We start from the raw sequence: 21,579 nt of genomic DNA, 5'->3' as shown, positions 1-21,579 counted from the left end.
CCGGCCGTTCCCGCTCAGCCCTCGAGTGCAGCGTCGACGATGCTCTTCGCCTCGGCGAGCACCTGCTCGAGGTGCTCCTGCCCGCGGAACGACTCGGCGTAGATCTTGTACACGTCTTCGGTACCGCTCGGACGCGCCGCGAACCAGGCATTCTCAGTCACGACCTTGACTCCGCCGATCTCCGCGTCATTGCCCGGCGCGTGCGAGAGCTTCGCTGTGATCTCTTCGCCCGCGAGCGAGGTTGCCGTGATCGCATCGCCGTCGAGCTTCTTGAGCGCGGCCTTCTGCTGCGGGCTCGCTGGAGCATCGACGCGCCGGTACGCGGGATCGCCGAAGCGCTGCGTGAGTCCCGCGTACAGCTGCGACGGTGACTTTCCGGTGACAGCGCGAATCTCAGCGGCGAGAAGGCAGAGCAGGATGCCGTCTTTGTCTGTCGTCCAGACGGTTCCGTCCATGCGCAAGAAACTCGCGCCGGCGCTCTCTTCGCCGCCGAACCCGACCGAGCCGTCGACGAGCCCGGGAACGAACCACTTGAATCCGACCGGCACCTCCCACAGTGTGCGATCGAGGGATGCGGCGACGCGGTCGATCATGGAACTTGACACGAGCGTCTTTCCGATCGCAGCATCCGGATTCCAGCCCGGGCGGTGCTGGTAGAGATAGTCGATCGCGACAGCGAGAAAGTGATTCGGGTTCATGAGTCCCGCATCGGGCGTGACGATGCCGTGCCGGTCGGCGTCGGCGTCGTTTCCGGTGAGGATGTCGTAGTCGCTCTGATGGGTCAGAACGGACGCCATGGCCGACGGGCTTGAGGGATCCATGCGGATCTTGCCGTCCCAGTCCAGCGTCATGAATCGCCACGTCGGGTCGACGAGGGGGTTCACGACTGTGAGGTTGAGGTCATAGCGCTCGGCGATCGCCTGCCAGTAGTGCACGCTCGCACCACCGAGAGGGTCGGCTCCGATGCGGATTCCCGAAGCCTTGACAGCATCCATGTCGATGATGCTCGCGAGATCGTCGACGTATCGGCCGCGGAAATCGTAGGTGTCGACAGCGCTCGGCTGGGCACGCTTCACATCGGTGAGACCAGCCTCGATGAGCGCGTTGGCGCGGTCGGCGATCCACGATGTCGCGTCTCTGTCGGCGGGGCCGCCGTGGGGTGGGTTGTATTTGAAGCCGCCGTCGGTCGGCGGATTGTGGCTCGGCGTGATGATGATGCCGTCGGCGCGATCGTGGTGCGCCGGATCGTTGTTGTAGACGAGGATCGCGTGGCTGAGCGCGGGCGTCGGCACGTAGTCGCCGAACTCGTCGACGAGCACGTGCACGTTGTTCGCCACCAGCACTTCGAGCGCCGTCGTATGCGCGGGGGCGCTGAGCGCGTGCGTGTCGGCTCCCAGGAACAGAGGTCCGTCGACGCCGATCGAAGCCCGGTACTCCACGATCGCCTGCGTGGTCGCGGCAATGTGATCGTCGTTGAATGCTGAGTTGAGCGACGATCCTCTGTGACCGCTCGTGCCGAACACCACGCGCTGCGAGGCGACACTGGGGTCGGGCTTGCGCTCGTGATACGCGGCGATCAGAGCTTCGATGTCGACAAGATCCTCGTCGGTGGCGACGGTTCCAGCACGCTCGTTCATCTGCCCATTGTCTCAGTGCCCGCTGGCGGAGGCGACTAGGCTCGAGGCTATGCCTCAGAACGACGCCCAGACCTTGCGCACGTACAGCTATCTTGGTCCGCGGGGAACGTTTACGGAGGCGGCGCTTGCGCAGGTCGCCGAGGCACAGGGGCAGAACTGGCGCAGCGTCAACAACGTCGGCGAGGCGTTCTCTGATGTGGCGAACGGTGTTGCTGACGGCGCTGTCGTCGCCCTTGAGAACTCGATCGACGGCGGGGTCTCTGCCGCGCAAGACGCTCTGGCCACCACGCCGGGACTGCGCATCATGGGGGAGTACCTTGTGCCCGTCGACTTCACGGTTGTCGCTCGCAGAGGCACGACTCTCGACCAGGTCACCCATCTCAACGGGCATCCGGTCGCCTACGCGCAGTGCCGTCGCTGGATCGAGAAGAACCTGCCCGGTCACACGCACATTCCGTCGACGAGCAACGTCGCGGCCGCCGCGAACCTGCTCGAGAGCGACGTCGCCGACGCCGCGATCGCACCGCCGACGATCACCGAACACTACGACCTCGAGGTGCTCGCGGAGCACATCGGCGACAACCTCAATGCCGTCACACGTTTCGTGCTCGTGACGACGTCGCGCAGCATCCCTGACCCCACCGGCGCCGACAAGACGAGCTTCGTGGCCGAGCTGCCTGTCGACCAGCCGGGTGCCCTTCTCGACATGCTCGAGCAGCTCTCGACGCGCGGTGTGAACATGACGATGATTCAGTCGCGCCCCATCGGCGATGAGCTCGGCCGCTACCGTTTCGTGATCGACGTCGACGGCCACGTTCGCGACGAGCGGGTCGCCGATGCGCTCATGGGAATTCACCGATTCAGCCCGCGCGTAACATTTCTCGGCTCGTACCCGCGCGCCGACAAAACGCCGGTGCGCTTCGACGCGCGGTACGACGACGACGTGTACATCGAGGCCCGCGATTGGCTGCGCGGCCTGATCTCGGGGGAGCCCGACGCGGCGTACTGACCCCGCCCACGATTCACCGAAGGAGCTGAACGTGCCCAACCCGACACCCGGTTTCGATCCGCGATTCGACCCGCGGTTTCAGCCCGGATACGACCCCGACGTGCACGGTGAATCCAGCGCGCCTCGGCCGTCCCGGCGTCACGAGGCGTCGACGCAGCCGTCGCCGGAACTTCCCGGTGACATTCCCGTTCTCGACGCTGACGATCTTGCGCCAGGGGGAGCGATCGACCGTGAGGAGCGAGAGGTTCAGGATGCTGCTGCGCCGGCGCCGCGCAGCGAGACAGCGCTGCTGCTGCGCAACCCCTTCGTGTGGCTCATCGTCGTGCTCGGAGCCGCTCTCGTTGTGTGGTCGTGGACCTCATACTCGTCGGCTGTTTCGGCGACGAGCGACATTTTCGGCGGCGCCTTCGGAGACAACGAGCAGACGCAAGACGCGTATACACAAGCTCAGTTCGCCCTCGGCCTTGCGCCGTTTGGATTTGCCGTCGGGCTCCTCGTTCTGATGGGCGTCGTGTTCTTCGCAGCGATCACGTGGCGGCGTGAGCGGCGCGAGCATCGATGACGGGCTCGGCTGCTGCGCGCGCCGCACCTCGCCGCTTCCGGTCGTCGCGCGCGGTCATCGTGACGCTGCTTGGGCTCGTGCTGAGCATCGGCAGTGTCGCGTACGTCGTGCAGGGGCTCGCGCACCGTCATGACTCAGCGCAGTCCGCGATTACCGTGAAGGACGGCGACGTGCCTGAAGACGTCGAGGAGTACGTGATCTTCTCAGCAGGCGGGAGCGAGCTCGACGCCACCGACACCGGGTTCGTCGACAGTATGGCCGCGCGGATCCGCGACATCCTCTTGCGACAAGCGGAGGCCGCCGGTTCATTCTCTGCGGAGCCGGTGACTGTCTGGGTGTCAGACAACAAGCTCCTCGCGGTGTCGAACGAGGTTCCTATATTTCGCGGGTACTGGAACCCTCTCGTGAACGGCCGGTGGACCCCGCACGCGTACATGATCCCGGTGTTCGCGGGCGGCCTGATCACGTTCGCGGGGCTGTTCTGGCTGGCCGCGCGCTGGCATGTGGCAGCATCCATTCGTCGTCGCGAGATTGACGAAACCCCGCTGTAACAGCGAAACTGTGTCTGGCCCCACGAAAGGTCATACCCCCTGTCTCGGTGCTTTGCGCGCCGCAACCCCGCATGCGCGTGCCCGCCAGACGAGCTTCAGCCGGCGCAGTCTGTCGCTTCGACGAAACACACAGAAAGACCGCATGTGACGAATTCCACCGTCAATGACTACCTCAGCTCCGTTTACGAAACCGCCGTTGCGCGCAACGCCAATGAGCCCGAGTTTCACCAGGCTTTGCATGAAGTGCTCGAGTCGATCGCACCCGCACTGATCGAGCACCCGGAGTTCATCGAGGCAGGCATTCTCGAGAGAATGGTCGAGCCGGAGCGCCAGGTGATGTTCCGCGTGCCGTGGACGGACGACGGCAACCGCGTGCACGTCAACCGCGGCTTCCGCGTGCAGTTCAACTCTGCACTGGGGCCGTACAAGGGCGGGCTGCGCTTCCACTCCTCGGTGAACCTCTCGATCATCAAGTTCCTCGGCTTCGAGCAGATCTTCAAGAACGCTCTCACCGGTCAGGGCATCGGTGGCGGCAAGGGCGGCAGCGACTTCGACCCGCACGGCAAGTCCGACGCCGAGGTCATGCGCTTCTGCCAGGCGTTCATGGACGGCCTGTACCACCACATCGGCGAGTACACGGATGTTCCCGCGGGCGACATCGGCGTTGGCGGGCGGGAGATCGGTTACCTCTTCGGGCAGTTCCGCAAGCTCACGAACCGCCACGAGTCTGGTGTGCTCACGGGCAAGGGCCTCGGCTGGGGCGGCGCCCAGGTGCGCACGGAGGCCACAGGCTACGGCGCCGTGTTCTTCGCGGAAGAGATGCTCGCCGTCAAGGGCGAGGGCATCGACGGTCGCACGGCGATCGTGTCGGGCGCGGGAAACGTCGCGACCTACGCGATCGAGAAGGTGCAGCAGCTCGGCGGAACCGCGATCACCGCGTCTGACTCGTCGGGCTACATCGTCGACGAAGACGGCGTCGACGTTGATCTGCTGAAGCAGGTCAAAGAGGTCGAGCGCCTGCGCATCTCGGAGTACGCGGCGCGCAAGCCATCGGCGCGCTTCATTGAGGGCGGCTCCGTGTGGGACGTCAAGGGCGAGATCGCCCTGCCGAGCGCGACGCAGAACGAGTTGAGCCTCAAGGATGCTGAGACGCTGATCAAGAACGGTGTCGTTGCCGTGTCTGAGGGCGCGAACATGCCGACGCAGCCCGATGCGGTACACGCCTTTCAGGAGGCCGGCGTGCTGTTCGGCCCGGGCAAGGCCGCGAATGCGGGAGGTGTCGCGACGAGCGCGCTCGAGATGACGCAGAATGCTTCGCGTGAGCGCTGGTCGTTCGACGACAGCGAGCGTCGCCTGCACGACATCATGCGCAACGTGCACCGCTCGGCCTACGAAGCGGCCGAGCGCTACGGCCACCCCGGCGACTACGTCGTCGGTGCCAACACGTCTGCCTTCGTGCAGGTCGCGAGCGCGATGCTCGCGCAGGGCGTCATCTAGCGGCGGCTGCTTCCTACCCGCTCTCGTCGCAAAGGGCGAGGTTTCGTGGCGAAACCTCGCCCTTTTGCGACGACTGCTCGGGAGGGCGTGAGGACTGGCCTGCGGCGCTGGTTTCGATGCGTGAGGTTCTTCGCGGGAACGTCGCGTTTTGTGACGACTGCATGTGACGTGTCGTTATCCCACCCAGCCCCGTGCACGCAAGCGGCGTTCCACTTGCGCCAGCAGTACGTCGAGGCGCGGCAGATCGGCGCCGGTGAACTGCAGCTCTTCCCAGTCTTCCTTAACGATGTCATTGGCTCGTTGGATGTCGGTATGCCACTGATGCTTGTCGGTGCGGTGATGATCACCGTGATACTCCAGCCCCAGGCGGTACTTCGGATACGCGAGGTCGAGTACTCGATGCCCGGCGCGGTGCGTGAGCTCGAGGGTGTAGTTCGGAATGGGATCGGGAAGATCGCTGAGCACGATATGCACGCGCAGAAGCGATTCGGGGCGGGATGCCGAGTGCGCGCTCGTCAGCTCAAGAGCGCGACGAAGCTTCGGGAAGTACGGCCGATTCCGGTGCTCGCGCATGGCGTCGCGAAGGTCGGACAGCGTCGTCGTCGCGTCTTCGATCCACAGTGCGCCGTCTGCGACGGCGACGAGTTCGGGCAGGCTCAGCAGGGCACCGAGGTCGCACCACGTGCGCTCAACGGTGGTCGTGGGGATGCCGTCCACAAGCGTAACGTCGGTGTCGCGCAGCCTCGCGCTGTGACCATGTACGCCGCGATGCCGGGGTGCGCGATGCGACGGCGGCACGGTCGCGTGAACGCCGTCGCGACGCGCAAGTGGGAGCCGCATCGATCGAAGGTCGGCCGCGGTGAGGTGGCTGATCGCGGAACCGTCGGGCAGCCGAGTCATCAGGGCGGTGCAGCAGACCTGGAGCGACGGCTCGGCCGGCCCCAGCACTCGCGTGCCGTGAAATGGTGCGCGGAACGCCGTGTTGCGCAGCTGAGAACGTGTGGCACCGCGTTCGCGCGCCGTCGCGACAGAGACGGGCTCGCGGATGCTGTCGGGCAGTGGCTTGATGAAGCGCATGCCACGAGTGTGCCGACGTTTCGTACGGGCCATGAGCTGTTCCCGAAGCATTGTGGAGAGGCGCGGTCGTCGCCGCTGCTGTGGACAACGTGTCGCGTGGCGGAGCACGGTGGCGTGGCTGTTCGCGCGGCCGCCGTAGACGCTGGCGTTGGTCACAATGTGCACGGTTCTGCGCCGGAACCTCGCCCTTTGTGACAGTTGCCCGGTGGAGCAGCGGCGACTCACGGGGCAGTGGTCGCAATGCGCGATGTTTTGCGGCGAAACGTCGCCGTTTGTGACGACGGAGCGGTGGGGCGTTGCGGCGCGCGGTCAGCGCGCCTGCGGCACCTTCACGGTCAGCGCGAGCGGGTCGACCGTGAAGCGCGTGGCCGTCGTCGTGCCCACCTCGTCACCGTCAAGCTCGAGCTCCTGCGGGTCGTCGGGCTTCACCGTCACCATGGGGGAGCGCAGGTAGGTGATGGTGCTGTCGCGCCCCTCCGACGCCTTCAAGATGCGTCGACCGATGCTTGACCGGCGAAGTACGCCGTTCTCCCACCGAACCTTGCGCCACACCTGCACCCAGCCGAGAACGCCCTTGGGCTGCAGCACGGCGAGGTCGAGCTTTCCGTCGTCGACCTTGGCGTCGGGCAGCAGCTCGATGCCGGCGGGAAGCGTTCCGCAGTTGGCCACGAGGATGGTGCTCACGTGGGCACCGTGCGGAGCCGACTCGGCGAGCTGGTAGCGAATGCGAAACGGCTTCAGCCCCGCGAGCGAGCGCACGACAGCATCCGCATATGCCAACCACCCCACGGTCTTCTTCAGATCGTCATTGGTGTTCGCGATCATCTGCGCGTCGATGCCCATGCCCGCCATCACGAGAAACACGTACTCCTGCGTCGCGCGGTCGTCGGACTTCACCTCGGCGACACCCACGTCGATCGTGCGGTCGTCGCCCGTGTACGCGATGGTCATGGCCTGCTTGACGTTGCTCAGCGGAATGTCGAGGTTGCGCGCGAGCAGGTTGCCCGTGCCCGCGGCCACGATCGCGAGGGGAACGCCGCTCGAACGCAAGCCCTCCGCGACGCAGCGCACTGTTCCGTCGCCGCCCGCGGCGATCACGACCGATGCGCCGTCTCGCACCGCATCCTTCGCCATGGCGACGCCGGGGTCGTCGACGGTCGTCTCGATGAAGCGCGGCTCGTCCCACCCGTGCTCCACGGCGCCCTCGGTGAAGATCTTCTTCAGCTTGTCGCCGTCGGTCTTCACCGGGTTGTACACGACTGCCGCGAACCGCTTGCCTCCGACGCTCATACGAGAAACCTACCCGCTTCCGCTTAGACTTGGCCTGTGATTGATCCGGTACTTCTGCGTGAAAACCCTGACCTCGTTCGACGCTCGCAGGAGGCGCGCGGGTCCCGAGTCGACATCGTCGACGAGGCGATCGAGGCGGATGCTGCGCGTCGACGCGCCATCGGCGTCTACGAAGAGCTGCGCGCCGAGCAGAACGCGTTCAGCAAGAAGGTCGCGCAGGCTCCGAAAGACGAGAAGAAGGCGCTGATCGCGGAGGTGCAGCAGCTGGCTGCCCGCGTGAAAGAGGCGCAGCGCGCAGCGAGTGACGCCGAAGAGTCATTCACCGCCACCGCTCGCGCGATCGAGAACATCGTCATTGACGGCGTGCCCTCGGGCGGAGAAGACGACTTCACGCTGCTGCGCACCGAGGGGGAGCTTCCGACGTTCGACTTCGCACCGCGCGACCATCTCGAGCTCGGCGAGAAGCTCGACGCCATCGACATGGCGCGCGGCACCAAGGTGTCGGGCGCCCGCTTCTACTACCTCAAGGGCATTGGCGCGCGGCTTGAACTCGCACTCATGAACCTCGGGCTCGACCGTGCGCTTGAGGCGGGCTTCACGCCCCTCATTACGCCGACGCTCGTGAAGCCGGAGATCATGGCGGGAACGGGGTTCCTGGGCGAGCACGCCGCCGAGGTGTACAAGCTCGAAGCAGACGACCTCTACCTCACGGGCACGAGCGAGGTCGCGCTCGCCGGCTACCACGCAGACGAGATCGTCGATCTCTCGAACGGGCCGCTGCGCTACGCCGGGTGGTCCACGTGCTATCGGCGCGAGGCCGGATCGCACGGCAAAGACACGCGCGGCATCATTCGTGTGCACCAATTCAACAAGCTCGAGATGTTCGTCTACACCGACCCCGCAGAGGCCGAGGCCGAGCATGAGCGGCTGCTGGCGTGGCAAGAAGGGATGCTGCAGAGCCTCGGCCTGAGCTACCGGGTCATCGATACCGCGGCCGGCGATCTCGGGTCGAGCGCCGCCCGCAAGTACGACGTCGAGGCGTGGGTGCCGACGCAAGAGGCATATCGCGAGCTGACATCGACGTCGAACTGCACGACGTTCCAGGCACGCCGGCTCGACACGCGCCACCGCACCGAGTCCGGAAAGACAGCTCCCGTGGCGACGCTCAACGGAACCCTCGCGACGACGCGGTGGCTCGTCGCGCTGCTCGAGACGCATCAGCGTGCAGACGGCTCCGTCGTGATCCCCGAGGTGCTGCGTCCCTACCTGGGCGGACTCGAGGTCGCGGAGCCCGTGGCGTGACGCCCGTCTCCAAACTCGTCGCGCTCGACGTCGACGGAACGGTGCTGCACGAGAACGGCGAGGTGTCGCCCGCCGTGCTCGACGCCGTGGCGACAGCATCCGCCTCGGGTCACATGCTCATGCTCGCTACCGGTCGCAGCTGGGAGGCGACCGAACCGGTGATGCAGCAGCTGGGAATCGCGAGTGACTACGTTGTCTGCGCCAATGGTGCGGTGATCATGAAGCGTGAGGGCGACGACTATGTGCGCCATCACGTCGAGACGTTCGATCCCACCGAGGTTCTGCGGCTCATTCACAACCACCTCGACGACGGTCGCTACCTCGTCGAGTACCCCGATGGCTTTCGCCGATTCACCGAGGGTATGACCGAGTGGAATCTCGACGGCGCAGAGATGGTCGAGTTCGACGAGCTGCTCGAGAAGCCGGTGACACGTGTCGTCGTGGTCTCGCCAGGACACGACGAGCAGGAGTTTCTCAAGGCCGTCGAAGACATGGGGCTGCACAAGGTCACATATGCGATTGGGTGGACGGCCTGGCTCGACATCGCGCCATTCGGCGTCAACAAGTCGACGGGTCTTGAGCACGTGCGCTCGTGGCTCGGGGTCGATCGAACGAACCTGGTCGCTGTCGGAGACGGTCGCAACGACATCGAGATGCTGCGCTGGGCAGGGAAGCATGGGCGCAGCGTGGCGATGGGCCAAGCGCCAGACGAGGTGAAGGATGCTGCGACAGAAGCCGTCGCTGACGTTGCCAGCGACGGCGTGGTCACCGTGCTCGCGTCGCTGTAGCGGCATCCGAATCGTGCCTGTCTCGCCCGTCAGGTAGAATCGTTCGCGCCGTCTTTCAGGCGGTGAGGAGGGCTGTCCGAGCGGCCGATGGAGCTGGTCTTGAAAACCAGTGGGCAGAAATGTCTCGTGGGTTCGAATCCCACGCCCTCCGCAAATTTTTCGCGGCGTTGGTGCGCGTTCTGCGGCGATTTCGGCATCTGTCGAGCGCGCTTCTACCGGATTTTCAGCCATCTGCGCGTAAAATCGATGCCTTAGAGAGCCGAATTCTCCCCGGATCGCGGGTTGACGAGCGGATTCTCGAGTATCTGACCCCCTGCGAGAGGACACTTCAGTGGCGCGACGAGCCGCACCCGTTGCGCGCCACGGCAAGTTGCCGAGGCGCAATCCGTGGACAACCGTCGGCAAGTTCGTGGCTTCGAGTCTCGCCGTCGCGCTCGTGAGCGCTACCGCCGTCGTCGCCTGGGCGGTCACCGATGTGGTTCAGACGGTTCCCGAAGGAGTCACGCTCGCGGGTGAGACCCCGGGGCAGCCGATTCCCGACATCAACTCGATTGAGGGCGGCGCAAACGTTCTCGTCATCGGCAGCGACAGCCGCGAGGGTCAGGGCGACGGCTACGGTCAGCACGAGACCGCCAAGCTCAACGACGTCACCATGCTGCTGCACATTGCCGAAGACCACAGCAACGCCACCGTGGTGAGCTTTCCCCGCGACATGTACGTTCCGATCCCGTCGTGCCCCAAGGTCGACGACGAGGGCAATCCGACTGGCGAGTACCACTACGCCATGAGTCGTCAGAAGATCAACACGTCGCTGTCATATGGCGGCATGGCGTGCACCGTTCTGACGGTCGAAGAGCTCACCGGCATCGACATTCAGTACGCCACGATGGTGCAGTTCAACGGCGTGATCGCACTGTCGAACGCGATCGGTGGCGTCGAAGTGTGCCTCGCGCAATCGATCAAGGACCCCAAGACCGATCTCGATCTGCCCGCGGGCAACGTGTCGCTCAAGGGCAAGGACGCGCTGCAGTTCTTGCGCACCCGCCACGGTGTGAGCGACGGATCCGACCTGGGCCGCATCAGCAACCAGCAGCTGTTTCTCTCGGCCCTCGTGCGCGATCTCAAATCGGCCGAGACGCTCACCGACCCGGTCAAGCTCTACAGCATTGCGAAAGTGGCGGCGACGAACATGACGTTCTCGCAGAGCCTCAACAACATCAACACGATGGTGGGCCTCGCGCGCTCGCTCGCAGACATTCCCACAGACAAGATCACGTTCGTGCAGTACCCGAACTACTACGAGGGCGACGGCGTTGCTCCGCTGACGTCAGATGCTGAGACGCTCATGGATGCGATCAAGGCCGACAAGAACCTCTCGGTCACGGGTGGCACGGGCGGTTCGATTCCGAAGGACGGCGAGACTGACGGTGGCACGACTGAGCCGCCCGCTTCAACAGCGCCGCCTGAGACCGAGCGCCCCGATTCGACGGAGCCCCCGCAAGACGACACCGTCGAATTGCCCGACTCGATTCACGGGCAGAACGCCTCGCAGGTCACCTGCGCAGACGGAAACGGCAGGTAGAGCGGATGCTGTCGGCGGCAGCATCCTCGTGATTCGCCGCTGACGCTCTCACCCGTTATGATTGAACCCGCGTTCTTTGACGAACGCATGGAGACGTCGCATAGTCCGGTCGAGTGCACCACCCTGCTAAGGTGGAGTCCCCGTAAGGGGACCGAGGGTTCAAATCCCTCCGTCTCCGCACTTTTTTCCCTGGTTAGGAACCGCTTTGCTCGGTTCCTCCGGCCTCCCTCCTTCCTGCGGATCGTGTCTCGATGTGCATTCAGGGGAGTGTGAGGGGAGCGGCGAGTTCAGGCGGCGCAGCGCTTCCAAGTCCTGCGCTTCTCCGAGAACGTGGGCGTACACCTTCAGAACAGTGCGCGGATCGTCCCCCAGCCAGGTCGCAACCTGGTTGATCGGAATGCCCTGACGGAGCCATGTGCTCGCCGCATAGTGCCGCAGGTCGTGGATCGTGTGGCCGGGAGCAGTTGTCGTCCAGGCAACTGCCCGTCGGAAGTATGTGCCTCGCAGCTGGCGGCCGGTTGCGCTGGTCGCTAGATAGTCCGTCAATCCCTTGCCTGCCGCCCATTCCCGAGCGATGTCATGCGCGCGAGCAACGAGAGGCACCGAGCGACGTCCACGAACCGACTTTGGAGCCTTCTCCGAGTAGCCGTCACTCTGCGCGCGGAGCACACGCGCGGCGGGGAAGGGGAGGTCTTGCAGATCGCCAACGCGCAGCGCCCGCAACTCGGACCAGCGGAGTCCTGTGAGACTTAGCCATTCGGTGATGAGCGCACCGTGCGGCGACCGCTCGCGCTGAGAGCTGATTATCGCCGTGAGCGTCGAGTCCGTTAGCGGCGCACCATCGTGAGTCTGTACCGCTCCGGGCGGCATCCGTACTCCTCGCACTGGATTTGTCGTAGTCCATCGCTCGCGCACCGCCCACGTCCACAGCGCGGAGAGCGTCGTACGAATGCGGGAGACGGTCGAATGCGCGCGCGTTCCAAGAAGAGCTGTAAGCAGAGCGAGAATATCGGCCTCGGTCACGGAGCCGACGGGCCGAGCGGCGAACTTTGGCGGCAGCGCCGCTAGATTGTCTCGGTCGGTGCGGAACGTGTGCGGAGCGACCTGCCCTGAGCGGGCTGCGAGGAAGGCGGTGGCGACAGCCGATACCGGAGTGCGCGACTGGCGGGGCGAGACGAAGCTGCCGCCACCCAACGCCTCTTTTTGTTGCCGCTCCCAGGCCTCGGCTGCCCGCTTCGTGGTGAACGTGCGATCTGCGACCACGCGGCCCCCGACGTGAAGACGCACCCGCCAGCGCACGCCTGATGAGTTCTCACGGCGTTCGATACTCAAGCGAACAGCCCCGCGAGGCGGCGGACTTCGGCGACGGGATAGACGCGCCGTGTACCGACGACCAACGGTGTGAACGGCAGAGTGCCCTCGCGCACCCGCCGTGACACCGTCGATGGGTGCACCCGTAGCAGGGTGGCAAGCTCAGATTCCGTGTACCAGAGCTTTTCTGGTGACTCACTCATAGTCTGCTCCTTCGTCGCGCAGGCAGCGACGCTCGTCGTACAGTGTTGACAGGCGGGCTTCATCGGTGGCGGACCAATTGCCGGTCATCGCCTTGCCTGTGGCCACGCGCTCCGTGCGCGCGATGAGTTCCGCGAGACCCGGGCGCTCCATCACAACTGCCCCTCGCCTTTTCGCCCAGGGTAGCGACGTGCGAGTTCTCGGATCGTCTCATCGGACACCCAGAATGCGCGGAACTGAACGATTTTGCCGGTGTCTCCATCGATGGAGTATCCCGTGCCGGCTTGTGTCTGAGGAATACGTTCACAGTGTGCGCCCGCCTCATAAGCTGCTGACCCGAGAGCTAGAACTGAATCATCCTTCGTTCTAAACCTGAGGGCTATAGTCTGCGTGAATAGATCGCGAACAGGGAACGCTTCTTTCCGAGGATCCTGCATCGCCGCCAGCACAGCGATACCCGCCGCGCGAGCGGTGCTAAGTATGCGCTTCAGATTCGCGTTCACTACCTCGGCTGTCTTTCGATCCGGCGCGACGTACGTAAGCGACGCGGCCTCATCGATCAGCAAGATCTCCAGCGGTTCTGCAACGGTTGGCTCATGCTTGCGCAGACCACGCTCCCGCATGCGCGCGAGGCGTTCATCGAGTCGTTCTGCAAGGTTTGAAATTATCTCTGCCGCATCATCGTATGTGTATGCCGCGTTGTGGAAGAGATCTCGCCCGGATGCCAACTCGACGCCGCCTTTGAGGTCGATGCCGTGCAGACGCACTATCCCTGCGTGGATGCTCGGTGCGAGCTGCCCTACAACCGACCAAATGACGGAGCTCTTCCCGGAATTGGACGCACCGAGCAGCAAGGTATGTCTCCCGAAGACTGGGAGCGCAAACACCCCGTTCGCTGAGACTCCGATACAAATCGGGTCGGCGGGGTCTGCCAAATTGACCATCCGGAATGGGACCAACTCTTTATCGGAGAGCCCGTCTCGGGTGAGAACCGTGACGCTCACCGTACGCGCATCCGTCTTTTCGACGCGCACAGAGGCCTTGCCCAACTGAGCGGCAATACGCTCTGCTTCCCACTGATGCGGCGTCGTGCCAGGAGGAACAACGTAAGTTCCGGTGGGTCCGTGAACGCCCATGAAAACGCGCGCGCATCTCGGGAAAGTCGGAACCTTCTTGTCGCGTTGACTTGTACTGCCGTCCTGGTTGTGTGTGGTCACGGTAACTCGGCGGGTCCCACTGACGCCCGCTCCCTCAGCCCAAATCAGCGGACGCCGCAGTCGCTCGGCGTAGCTCAATTCGTTGCGACGAGGGTTGTCCGCACGGCTCAGGTGGCGGCGGGTGTAACGCGCCACACCGGTTCGACGTAGCAGCGCGTCCCACAACGCAGGCACGGCAACGCACATGAGTATCACGGACGGGAGGAACGCAACGCTGACCCCCAGCACAACGAATGGTGGCCACCAGTTCGCGGTTGCGTCCGCAGCTGCACGGGGGACGGCAAATCCGAGGACGAGTGCAAGCGCCGAGCAAAGGCCGACGCGCCGGGCAAGATATCCGGTCATTTTGGTTCCCTACTTGTTGGATAGCGGCAAGCGAACGTGGGCGGGGGCAAGTAACGTCACTCGCCGCGGCGCCGCGCTGACGTGGTGGTGGGATTGACGCCGTCGAGTTGGACAGAAACAGCCAAGTCAAACCCGTCTGTATTGCGGACGGTGAGCAACCCCGCGCCTTCGCCGACCAAAACCGTGCCGAAGCCAGTCGTGGGCAGCACCTCTGCGGGGGAAGACACGCGGACGGTCCCGAGATCAGCGCCGTTGAGTTGGGCGAGCGCATCGAAGGCATACAACGGTTGTCCCTGTGCGTTGGTTCGCGGGGTGTCTGTGCGCCTTCCTTTCTCGTAGACGAACGCGCCGCGCGGCTCGCCTGCGGGTACGAGGGCGATCGCCTCACCGGAAATTGGGACTGTGACGTTTCGGGTCATGCGTTTTCTCCAAACTCTCGATTTGGCGGGAAGCCCCGCCATGGAATCCTGAGAATGATTAGCAAATCAATCTCAGACAGAACGATAGCATGTTTGGAGTTACGAGCAAATCAATCTCAGGTGAGGCAGGCTGGTTCGATGATCACAAGGAAGGATGCTGCCGCGCTGTTGTCGGTCAGCACCACATCAGTTGACAAGCTCGTGGCGTGCGGATTGCTTTCGCCGACGAGGGTCGCGCACCTGGTGATGTTTGCTGAGGAGTCGGCTGATGGTGTGCATGGCATCGATCGACTGCTGGCGCGTGGTGCGGCTGATCCGACCATGCCCGCCGTCGTAGTTCGACTCTCGGCACCGCCTGAGGAGAACGGTGACACGCACACGGGCTGGCACGAGAGCTGGCGTGAGCCGCGCAAGCGTGAGGCCGCTGAGAAATGGTGGCCGCTTCGACTAGACGATGGAGTCGAGCGGAAACTCTTGTTAGCGGAGGTGTCGGATTGGATTGTGGGAGCTTGGTGGATCCGCGACAAGAGTTACGACGTCGACGCTCGTGGCTGGCGGTTCGACCTCGACTACGACGGCGAGTTATGGCGAGAGCACTATTTAACGCGGCTCCCATTGGGGCGCGGACGGGAAGCATTGACTCTTCCGCGCTAATGCCGAGGAAGTCGCGGCATTAGCGATCGCGCCTACGCTCGAATTTCAGGGCACCTACCCGCCAATGGCTTCCAGCTCTGGGACAAACGCTGCGTCGTGCTGTCTCGTATCTGAGCGAGCGAACAATCGCGCGATTATGCGATCAATTGCTCTTGAGACCGTGCCGGTGCGCCGAGCGCATCTAGAACGCTTTGTGCGATAGCTTGCCCGAGCAGAGGTGGCACAGCATTGCCGATTTGCTTGACGATCTGGGCCCGATTTCCTTTGAAAACAAAATCGTCATCGTAGGACTGAAGACGTGCCCCCTCACGGGGTGTTAGCGCGCGGTCGAAGTCAGGGTGTATGCACTTGTTCGACGCGGGGTGAACGAAATTGACTGTGATCGTTACGGCAGGTTCATCGCCACGCAGGCGTGAGTAGCAGGACGAGAAGCCGCTAGTAATGAGATGCTTTGGAATGCACGAGATATTGTCCCCGGAATGCCGAATAATCTCCATCATCTTCGCTGAATGCCGAGTGGATGAGTGGAGCGTCAGCTCATCTAGAGTGTTCCTTCGGCGGGCAATCTGAAACTCGGTCCGTGGGGGTTTGGAGTAGCGATCTGCGCTCTCGCCGCTTTGCACGACGGGGAGGTCGTCAATCGCCTCCCGAACGGTGACGGCTGACGGAAGCGTGTGGAGGTCCTCAGAGCCGAAAAGTGTTGGTCCCGTTGCCGCGTAAGCGTGCATGCGTGACCGGTCCTTGTGCCCGATAGTCTTCTGAGCACCCGCGTTAGTGAACGCCGGGAAATCGAATTTCCCACCACGCTCAACGCCGAGGACAATCAACCGCTCGCGCTTCTGTGGTACGCCAAAGTTGGATGCGTTGAGTATTCGCCAGTCGCAGTCGTAACCCAGGGATGAAAACGTTTCGAGAATGCGGTTGATGGTTTCGCCGCCCTCGTAGGTTGCCAGCCCGACAACGTTCTCTAACACGAGCGCCTTCGGGCGAAAGTAATTGACGTACGACGCAAACTCCTCGAAAAGCGAATTGCGCGGATCATCGTCAGCGGACGAGCGGAAGGGACGAATTGATGAGAAGCCCTGACACGGCGGTCCACCGATGATGACATCGACTTCGCCCCGCTTCAGCCCTGTAGCCTCCGACACCTCGGAGCGGCGCACCTTCCTGATATCCCCAGCCACTGCAAAGGAACCCGAGTGATTTGCCCTGAAGGTTTCTACCGCCACCGGGAGCACGTCGATGCCGTGGACGATCTCAAAGCCACCCGTGTTTTCGAAGCCTTTGGAGAACCCGCCTGTCCCGCAGAACAGATCCATTACCTTGTACATCTACCCTCCGGTGGAGACTATAGTCGCGTGGAATTCGAGGCTACTCTCAGCCATCCTCGTAATTGTGCCAGACACGCCATTCGCCGATGACCCGACCGCCGCTCTAGTAGCGGTCATTGCGCGGCTACGACGTGAAGCAGGACTGACTCTAGAGGACCTAGCCGACAGAGCGGGATTGCACCGAACCTCCCTTGGCCTGGTCGAGCGAGGCGAGCGAGGTCTCACCATCCATAGTTCGTCGAGAATCGCCGAGGCACTCGATCTCAGCCTCGGTGCGTTGATCGCACTCGCAGAGGCGGATGAGGAGGGTGTCTCCAGGCAGGAGACGGCACTGTCGCCAAGACGTCTCCCTACCTCGGTGAGCATGAACAGCGAGCGGCTACTCGAACTCACGGGTCTCGAAGCGGGCGCGATTCGCTCTGCGGTCGAGTATGCATACGACACGCTGGATCTCATTGATGCGGAACTCATCGCGAGGGGCTCGGAGCCCATCAGCGGATTGGTCGAGCTGGCCAACTTGTCGTCAATGATCGGGAACCTCGTCGGAGCGGGCGTTGCGGAGGCGTCGGGGGGCCTCTACGTTCGCAACCGCCCGCACGCGTTTCCGGACCTCGTTCCGCAACGCGAAGATTTGCCCGATCTCGAAGTGAAGACTGCGCTGGAGACAAACTCGCCCAAGGGACACCTTCCGAAGGAGGGCGTCTACTTGACGTTTCGCTACGCACTCGGCGGTCCGAATAGTGAATACACACGCGGCAAGGACAGCCGCGGTCGCACAGCCTGGGTGTGGGAAGTCCGCGTCGGCTATCTTGGTCTTGCTGACTTTTCGATCAGCAACACTGACGGCGACTCTGGCAAGACCGCCGTCATCAAGACGGAGGCGTTCAAGACAATGCCAGTCGTGCTCTTCGATCCGCGATTCTTTCCATACGCGCGAGCCTGGGGTGGGCTGAGTGCTAGTAGTGTCGCGCTCGAGTAGCTTCGCGCCCCAGCTGGCGCACGAAAATCCAACCGGTTCGGGCGAGCATCGGATAGTGCCTCCCAACACGCTGCTTAGGCCCGTGGAAAAACGCCCTACATGAACAAGAGGCGGCCGCTGCGCGGCCGCGCGGGCTGCTCGGGCGGCGCGGCATGCGGCCTTCGGCCGGTCCACGCCGTCCGGGCAGCCCGCGCATGGGGCCAGCGCGCCAGTTCAGCGATCGCTTTCCGGCTCAGGCCGCTGGTACTGCTGGACGGGCCGCGTGCCCGCTCACTCAAGCGATACCGAGGTACAGCTTTGCCAGTTCGATCAGCGATCCGGCGATCACATCGGACGACACGGAGAGCCCAACTGCTGCGGCGCCTGTTCTCACCTTTTCCAAGAAGCCCGTTACTTGTGGTGTTGTGATGCCCTGCTCAGACTCGACAGCGTCAACGAATTCCCTTGCTTCCGTACTGCTAAGGCCGAGCTGCTCAGCCTGCCGCTCAAGCTCCTGCCGATTGCCTTTCAACACCGTTTTCTGGGCGATGTCATGACCAGTTGCGATGTTCGTCCCGTGACCATAAATATTGTTGGTCGTGTTGAACACGACTGGAGCTACCGCACTATTCGTGAGCAGTGATGGACCACCCACGCTTCCGGCATCCGGGAAGTCCTGTTGCAACCCCAATGCGAACTCCATCGCCTTGCTGCGCACCGTATCCACAACACCAAGTAGTGACTGTCGTGTAATCACGTTCCACGCGTCGAACAGGCCATAAAATTGGATGGCGAAAGCTCCGGTGTTCTCATACTGCTGCACACGCCACGCAGGCCAGTGCGCCTCCGCATCTTTGTCCGCATCCGCGAAAGACTGCAAGGTTGAGAGCGGCTGACGCATCTTCACATGAAAGTCATCGGTGAAGTCGGAATGGGCGGGAAGCTGGTGCTGCATCCGTGACTGCATAGGCCCAGTGAACAGTCCAACAACGCTGGTCGGCATTACCCGGTACGACGGAATCTCCGCGTCGTCCTCGTATCCCTGTAACTCTTGTTGGACCCAGCGCACCACGTCACTCGCGCCAACTCGGGTCGCGGCTACCTGAACCTTCCGCAGTAGATCAGCCGTCCTGATAGCACCGTTCGTACTGCCGTCGATAATCTCGTCAAGAAGGCTTGCCATAGTCCGACCCTACTTGTGGGCGCTGACGTTCTATGGTGCTCGGGCGTGATTTCGATTCTGCCAGACCTCCCAAGCGTGCCGTGCGGACTGTTCCGCCAACCAAAACGCCAACTTCACATCAGCGTCGCTCAGACCACCCCGGCGTCCCTCGGGCTGGTTCGCCTCCATCCAGGCTTTGCGTTCCTCCCGCAGCCGGGTGCGCGTCAAGTGCGATAACGACCATCCTTCCCGCCGTGCCGTCGTGCGCGAGACCGTCACGACGTGGCCCCCGTAGCCCAAATTCTCATGCGCCCGGCGCGGGCAGTCACCAGGTCTACCCATAGGGCAATCCGGGCAGAGCACATGCAGTCGAGCCGCCCGCCGAAGCCGCTTCACGAACTCAATGCGCTCCAGCGTCGCTTCGCCGTCACGTACGCCCGGTGTCACATCCTTGAGCGAGTAACCGAGCGCCTTGCCAACGTAGGAGATAATGCGAGCGGCAGCGCGCGACATGTCCGGCATCACGTCCTCTGATCCGACGAGCCGCGGTCGGATCTCCCGATCCTGCATGCCGTACTGGCCCCACTCGACAACCTCGTCCGTCACCGGATGCGTGGCAGTTGCCGCCCGAGCAGCCCGCCCCATCGACTCAGCATCGACCGAAGTTGAGGCGGGCACACGCACCACCGCGTGCACATGTAGCGCCATCCTCGCCTGTACCTCACGCACAGCGAAGTACTCCGCATCAGGGCACCGCCTACGCATCGCCTCAACCGAAGAACGCCAAAGCCGGGACAGCGCGCCATGCCAACGGATCTGACCCTCATAGTCGTAAGCATCGAGGTCAATCGGCATTCCGCGTAGCTTTTCGTCCTCATGGCCGTGCGTCTGCCCGCACTTGCAGCGCCTTCCCGCGTCACGTTCCCACTTTGGGGCCAGATGTATCGACCCGAACGACGGAGCCGACAGCGTGATGAAGAAGTACCGATAGCCGACGAGCGGATGCCCGTCCGCGTCGTAAATCCCCGACCGGGCGATGCGCTGCCAATCGCCCCGATAGAGACTCGCGCAAGACGGGCATACAGCTGTCCGGCGAGACTGACAGCGAACGAATCGGCCTGGTTCGGCCTCAAATGGGCGGGTGCAGATCCGCGCCCGGACAGCATCGCGGACGTCATCAAACAACGGAGCCGTTTGGTCCATGTGTTCCGGTCGGCCCAGGGGAGTGCCAGGGGAGTAGCATCAGCGAGCACGCCGAGAACGGGCGTGCATCCGGTGCACGCACGCGCACGATTACGCGTCCATTGCGACTCCAAAGGCCCTGCTAAGGTGGAGTCCCCGTAAGGGGACCGAGGGTTCAAATCCCTCCGTCTCCGCCCTTTGATCGTTCCGAGAACGCAGCCTCGATCACTGATCCTGGTGATCGGTGGCTGCGGAAATCTGTCGGAACAAGGTCCAGCGCAATTCACGAGCGCTCTGCCATCGCCTCGCGTTGACACCTTCGATTGCGACGCTGCGCTCGTCTGTTCCGCTTCGAGGCGATGAATGGTTTGGTTTCGCCGCGACGTTTGACGGCGAGCAGTCGCCCTCGAGCCGTCCGTAGTGATTTGTAACTATGTTTATAGTACGGTGGAGGCATGAGAGGCGAAGCGATCATTATCGGGGCAGGAATCGCCGGACTGGCTGTTGGACGGGCGCTGCTTCAAGACGGCTGGGATGTAACGCTTTACGAGCGCGCCGATGGCTTGCCTCCTACGGGGACGGCGTTGGGTATGTGGCCAGAGGCGATGGCGGCTCTGGGTCGGCTCGGCGTCGCAGACGCAGTGCGAGAGAAGGGGGTACTCCAGCGCGGTGCCTCGTTCCTCCGGCCGGACGGGTCGACGTTCGCCCGCGTCGCCTCGCGTGAGCCCGCCTATCTGGTATCGCGCCCGGTGCTGCATGAGCTCCTCTACGAGGGCGTTCTCGAGAGGAAGGTGCGGTGGTCATCCGCCATTTCAGATCTCACTGCTCTTCCCGATGCCGACCTGATTGTGGGCGCTGACGGGATCAACAGCCGTGTGCGGCACACTGTTACCGGCCACAGAGCATTGCCACGGCCGCTCGGGACGGTGGCGTGCCGCGGAGTCGTGGCGGGGTCTGTGGATGAGGTGACGGAAACGTGGGGCGATGGCCGCCTGTTCGGCATCACCCCCCAAGACGGTCGCACGACCAATTGGTTCGCGTGCGTGCGAGAGGATGTTCTCGGCGAGTATGACGCCGGTCTCTCGAATGGCGAGCTGCTTGCTGAACTGTTCGGCGACTGGCATCGAGATGTTGCACGAGTCGTGAGCACGGTGAACCACGCACAGATTGACAGACGCGTGCTGCATGATTCGGCCCCGTTGCGGTCGATGGCCCGAGGACACACGGTGGTCATCGGAGACGCGGCTCACGCGATGGCGCCGAACGCGGGGCGCGGCGCTTGTGAGGCGCTCATTGATGCGGCGCAGCTGGCGGATGCGCTGGGTGCGGCGAGAACGATCGAGAACGGATTGCGCGCGTTCGATCAGAGTCGGCGCCGTGCCGGGCAGAGAACGGTGCGGCTCTCACGTTTTCTCAACCGGATGTCGACCGCGCGCCGCTTCAGCGGAGTTCGTCAGAGGACGATGAGCGCGCTCGCGCGCTTCGCCTGACATGAAGCAGTCGA

21 protein-coding genes, 3 tRNA genes and 1 pseudogene are annotated in these 21,579 nt (G+C 63.5%); 14 read left to right on the top strand and 11 right to left on the bottom strand.

Annotated features, from left to right (window positions below; all coding sequences use genetic code 11):
• Window positions 1-14: 14 nt before the first annotated feature.
• Entirely contained in the window at window positions 15-1,637 is a 1,623-nt protein-coding gene (pgm, locus tag ATJ78_RS01020; protein WP_098405901.1) for a phosphoglucomutase (alpha-D-glucose-1,6-bisphosphate-dependent), read from the bottom strand.
• A 49-nt stretch (window positions 1,638-1,686) separates the two neighbouring features.
• Here pgm and pheA point away from each other — a divergent pair, with 49 nt between their 5' ends.
• The 4 genes from pheA to gdhA all read left to right on the top strand — a co-directional run bounded on the left by pheA (window position 1,687) and on the right by gdhA (window position 5,256).
• Window positions 1,687-2,646 (top strand): prephenate dehydratase, encoded by a 960-nt coding sequence (gene pheA, locus ATJ78_RS01015; protein WP_098405900.1) that lies wholly within the window; start codon window positions 1,687-1,689, stop codon window positions 2,644-2,646.
• A gap of 31 nt (window positions 2,647-2,677) precedes the next feature.
• On the top strand, window positions 2,678-3,208 hold the full coding sequence (locus ATJ78_RS01010; protein WP_098405899.1) for a hypothetical protein: 531 nt from the start codon (window positions 2,678-2,680) through the stop codon (window positions 3,206-3,208).
• Entirely contained in the window at window positions 3,205-3,759 is a 555-nt protein-coding gene (locus tag ATJ78_RS01005) for a hypothetical protein (protein ID WP_098405898.1), read from the top strand. The genes ATJ78_RS01010 and ATJ78_RS01005 overlap by 4 nt, the downstream gene beginning before the upstream one ends.
• A gap of 144 nt (window positions 3,760-3,903) precedes the next feature.
• On the top strand, window positions 3,904-5,256 hold the full coding sequence (gene gdhA / locus ATJ78_RS01000; protein ID WP_098405897.1) for an NADP-specific glutamate dehydrogenase: 1,353 nt from the start codon (window positions 3,904-3,906) through the stop codon (window positions 5,254-5,256).
• A 174-nt stretch (window positions 5,257-5,430) separates the two neighbouring features.
• On the opposite strand, the gene ATJ78_RS00995 is transcribed toward gdhA, so the two are convergent.
• Both ATJ78_RS00995 and ATJ78_RS00990 read right to left on the bottom strand, forming a co-directional pair.
• A complete protein-coding gene (locus ATJ78_RS00995) occupies window positions 5,431-6,333 on the bottom strand; it encodes a hypothetical protein (RefSeq protein ID WP_098405896.1) in 903 nt (300 codons plus the stop codon).
• Between the two features lie 309 nt (window positions 6,334-6,642).
• Entirely contained in the window at window positions 6,643-7,623 is a 981-nt protein-coding gene (locus ATJ78_RS00990) for a diacylglycerol/lipid kinase family protein (RefSeq protein ID WP_098405895.1), read from the bottom strand.
• Between the two features lie 36 nt (window positions 7,624-7,659).
• Between ATJ78_RS00990 and serS the strand changes: the two genes are divergently transcribed.
• The 5 genes from serS to ATJ78_RS00965 all read left to right on the top strand — a co-directional run bounded on the left by serS (window position 7,660) and on the right by ATJ78_RS00965 (window position 11,473).
• A complete protein-coding gene (gene serS, locus ATJ78_RS00985; protein ID WP_098405894.1) occupies window positions 7,660-8,925 on the top strand; it encodes a serine--tRNA ligase in 1,266 nt (421 codons plus the stop codon).
• Window positions 8,922-9,713, top strand: a complete 792-nt coding sequence (locus ATJ78_RS00980; RefSeq protein WP_098405893.1) for an HAD family hydrolase — start codon at window positions 8,922-8,924, stop codon at window positions 9,711-9,713. The genes serS and ATJ78_RS00980 overlap by 4 nt, the downstream gene beginning before the upstream one ends.
• A 66-nt stretch (window positions 9,714-9,779) precedes the next feature.
• Window positions 9,780-9,864, top strand: a tRNA-Ser gene (locus ATJ78_RS00975).
• A 180-nt stretch (window positions 9,865-10,044) separates the two neighbouring features.
• Window positions 10,045-11,295 carry an LCP family protein gene (locus tag ATJ78_RS00970; protein WP_245836157.1) on the top strand — a complete coding sequence of 417 codons (1,251 nt, stop codon included), beginning with the start codon at window positions 10,045-10,047 and terminating at the stop codon, window positions 11,293-11,295.
• A gap of 89 nt (window positions 11,296-11,384) precedes the next feature.
• A tRNA-Ser gene (locus tag ATJ78_RS00965) sits at window positions 11,385-11,473 on the top strand.
• Here the strand turns inward: ATJ78_RS00965 and ATJ78_RS00960 are convergent.
• From ATJ78_RS00960 to ATJ78_RS00945, 5 genes are read right to left on the bottom strand one after another with little or no spacing between them, the layout of a single operon-like run.
• Complete coding sequence (locus ATJ78_RS00960) at window positions 11,455-12,627, bottom strand: tyrosine-type recombinase/integrase (RefSeq protein WP_143741352.1); 1,173 nt, start codon at window positions 12,625-12,627, stop codon at window positions 11,455-11,457. The two genes, ATJ78_RS00965 and ATJ78_RS00960, sit on opposite strands and share 19 nt — an antisense overlap.
• A complete protein-coding gene (locus ATJ78_RS00955; RefSeq protein ID WP_169923348.1) occupies window positions 12,624-12,809 on the bottom strand; it encodes a helix-turn-helix domain-containing protein in 186 nt (61 codons plus the stop codon). The genes ATJ78_RS00960 and ATJ78_RS00955 overlap by 4 nt, the downstream gene beginning before the upstream one ends.
• Window positions 12,802-12,963, bottom strand: coding sequence for a hypothetical protein (locus ATJ78_RS15915; RefSeq protein ID WP_169923347.1), 162 nt, complete (start codon window positions 12,961-12,963; stop codon window positions 12,802-12,804). Before ATJ78_RS15915 ends, ATJ78_RS00955 begins: the two co-directional genes overlap by 8 nt.
• Complete coding sequence (locus ATJ78_RS00950) at window positions 12,960-14,369, bottom strand: FtsK/SpoIIIE domain-containing protein (protein WP_098405889.1); 1,410 nt, start codon at window positions 14,367-14,369, stop codon at window positions 12,960-12,962. Before ATJ78_RS00950 ends, ATJ78_RS15915 begins: the two co-directional genes overlap by 4 nt.
• Before the next feature lie 56 nt (window positions 14,370-14,425).
• Entirely contained in the window at window positions 14,426-14,788 is a 363-nt protein-coding gene (locus ATJ78_RS00945; RefSeq protein ID WP_098405888.1) for a hypothetical protein, read from the bottom strand.
• A 138-nt stretch (window positions 14,789-14,926) separates the two neighbouring features.
• Between ATJ78_RS00945 and ATJ78_RS00940 the strand changes: the two genes are divergently transcribed.
• Window positions 14,927-15,442, top strand: a complete 516-nt coding sequence (locus tag ATJ78_RS00940; protein ID WP_098405887.1) for a hypothetical protein — start codon at window positions 14,927-14,929, stop codon at window positions 15,440-15,442.
• Window positions 15,443-15,576: 134 nt separating this feature from the next.
• Here ATJ78_RS00940 and ATJ78_RS00935 read toward each other — a convergent pair whose 3' ends face one another.
• Window positions 15,577-16,773 (bottom strand): DNA cytosine methyltransferase, encoded by a 1,197-nt coding sequence (locus ATJ78_RS00935; RefSeq protein ID WP_245836156.1) that lies wholly within the window; start codon window positions 16,771-16,773, stop codon window positions 15,577-15,579.
• Here ATJ78_RS00935 and ATJ78_RS16035 point away from each other — a divergent pair.
• Both ATJ78_RS16035 and ATJ78_RS16030 read left to right on the top strand, forming a co-directional pair.
• Window positions 16,685-17,038, top strand: a pseudogene (locus tag ATJ78_RS16035) (helix-turn-helix domain-containing protein); the annotation flags it as partial. The gene ATJ78_RS00935 and the pseudogene ATJ78_RS16035 sit on opposite strands and share 89 nt — an antisense overlap.
• 93 nt (window positions 17,039-17,131) lie before the next feature.
• Entirely contained in the window at window positions 17,132-17,752 is a 621-nt protein-coding gene (locus tag ATJ78_RS16030; RefSeq protein ID WP_245836417.1) for a hypothetical protein, read from the top strand.
• A gap of 274 nt (window positions 17,753-18,026) precedes the next feature.
• Here the strand turns inward: ATJ78_RS16030 and ATJ78_RS00925 are convergent, their stop codons facing one another.
• Together ATJ78_RS00925 and ATJ78_RS00920 are read right to left on the bottom strand one after the other, a co-directional pair.
• A complete protein-coding gene (locus ATJ78_RS00925) occupies window positions 18,027-18,914 on the bottom strand; it encodes an AbiTii domain-containing protein (RefSeq protein WP_098405885.1) in 888 nt (295 codons plus the stop codon).
• Between the two features lie 30 nt (window positions 18,915-18,944).
• The gene (locus tag ATJ78_RS00920; RefSeq protein WP_342744769.1) at window positions 18,945-20,096 is read right to left on the bottom strand and encodes a replication initiator; all 1,152 of its coding nucleotides are present in this window, start codon (window positions 20,094-20,096) and stop codon (window positions 18,945-18,947) included.
• Between the two features lie 30 nt (window positions 20,097-20,126).
• On the opposite strand from ATJ78_RS00920, the gene ATJ78_RS15835 reads away from it, so the two are divergent.
• A tRNA-Ser gene (locus ATJ78_RS15835) sits at window positions 20,127-20,269 on the top strand.
• A 261-nt stretch (window positions 20,270-20,530) separates the two neighbouring features.
• Entirely contained in the window at window positions 20,531-21,565 is a 1,035-nt protein-coding gene (locus ATJ78_RS00915) for an FAD-dependent oxidoreductase (RefSeq protein WP_098405883.1), read from the top strand.
• The last annotated feature ends 14 nt before the right edge of the window (window positions 21,566-21,579 follow it).

This window comes from Paramicrobacterium agarici (genome assembly GCF_002563955.1).
GTDB lineage: Bacteria > Actinomycetota > Actinomycetes > Actinomycetales > Microbacteriaceae > Paramicrobacterium > Paramicrobacterium agarici.
This window is presented reverse-complemented; position numbering and strand designations above follow the sequence as displayed.

Bases quoted from the DNA above. Each gene is read 5' to 3' on its own strand.
- pgm (WP_098405901.1), bottom strand. From the start codon at position 1,637: ATGAACGAGCGTGCTGGAACCGTCGCCACCGACGAGGATCTTGTCGAC.
- pheA (WP_098405900.1), top strand. From the start codon at position 1,687: ATGCCTCAGAACGACGCCCAGACCTTGCGCACGTACAGCTATCTTGGT.
- ATJ78_RS01005 (WP_098405898.1), top strand. From the start codon at position 3,205: ATGACGGGCTCGGCTGCTGCGCGCGCCGCACCTCGCCGCTTCCGGTCG.
- ATJ78_RS00995 (WP_098405896.1), bottom strand. From the start codon at position 6,333: ATGCGCTTCATCAAGCCACTGCCCGACAGCATCCGCGAGCCCGTCTCT.
- ATJ78_RS00990 (WP_098405895.1), bottom strand. From the start codon at position 7,623: ATGAGCGTCGGAGGCAAGCGGTTCGCGGCAGTCGTGTACAACCCGGTG.
- ATJ78_RS00955 (WP_169923348.1), bottom strand. From the start codon at position 12,809: ATGAGTGAGTCACCAGAAAAGCTCTGGTACACGGAATCTGAGCTTGCC.
- ATJ78_RS00950 (WP_098405889.1), bottom strand. From the start codon at position 14,369: ATGACCGGATATCTTGCCCGGCGCGTCGGCCTTTGCTCGGCGCTTGCA.
- ATJ78_RS00945 (WP_098405888.1), bottom strand. From the start codon at position 14,788: ATGACCCGAAACGTCACAGTCCCAATTTCCGGTGAGGCGATCGCCCTC.
- ATJ78_RS00940 (WP_098405887.1), top strand. From the start codon at position 14,927: ATGATCACAAGGAAGGATGCTGCCGCGCTGTTGTCGGTCAGCACCACA.
- ATJ78_RS00935 (WP_245836156.1), bottom strand. From the start codon at position 16,773: ATGTACAAGGTAATGGATCTGTTCTGCGGGACAGGCGGGTTCTCCAAA.
- ATJ78_RS00925 (WP_098405885.1), bottom strand. From the start codon at position 18,914: ATGGCAAGCCTTCTTGACGAGATTATCGACGGCAGTACGAACGGTGCT.
- ATJ78_RS00920 (WP_342744769.1), bottom strand. From the start codon at position 20,096: ATGGACCAAACGGCTCCGTTGTTTGATGACGTCCGCGATGCTGTCCGG.
- ATJ78_RS00915 (WP_098405883.1), top strand. From the start codon at position 20,531: ATGAGAGGCGAAGCGATCATTATCGGGGCAGGAATCGCCGGACTGGCT.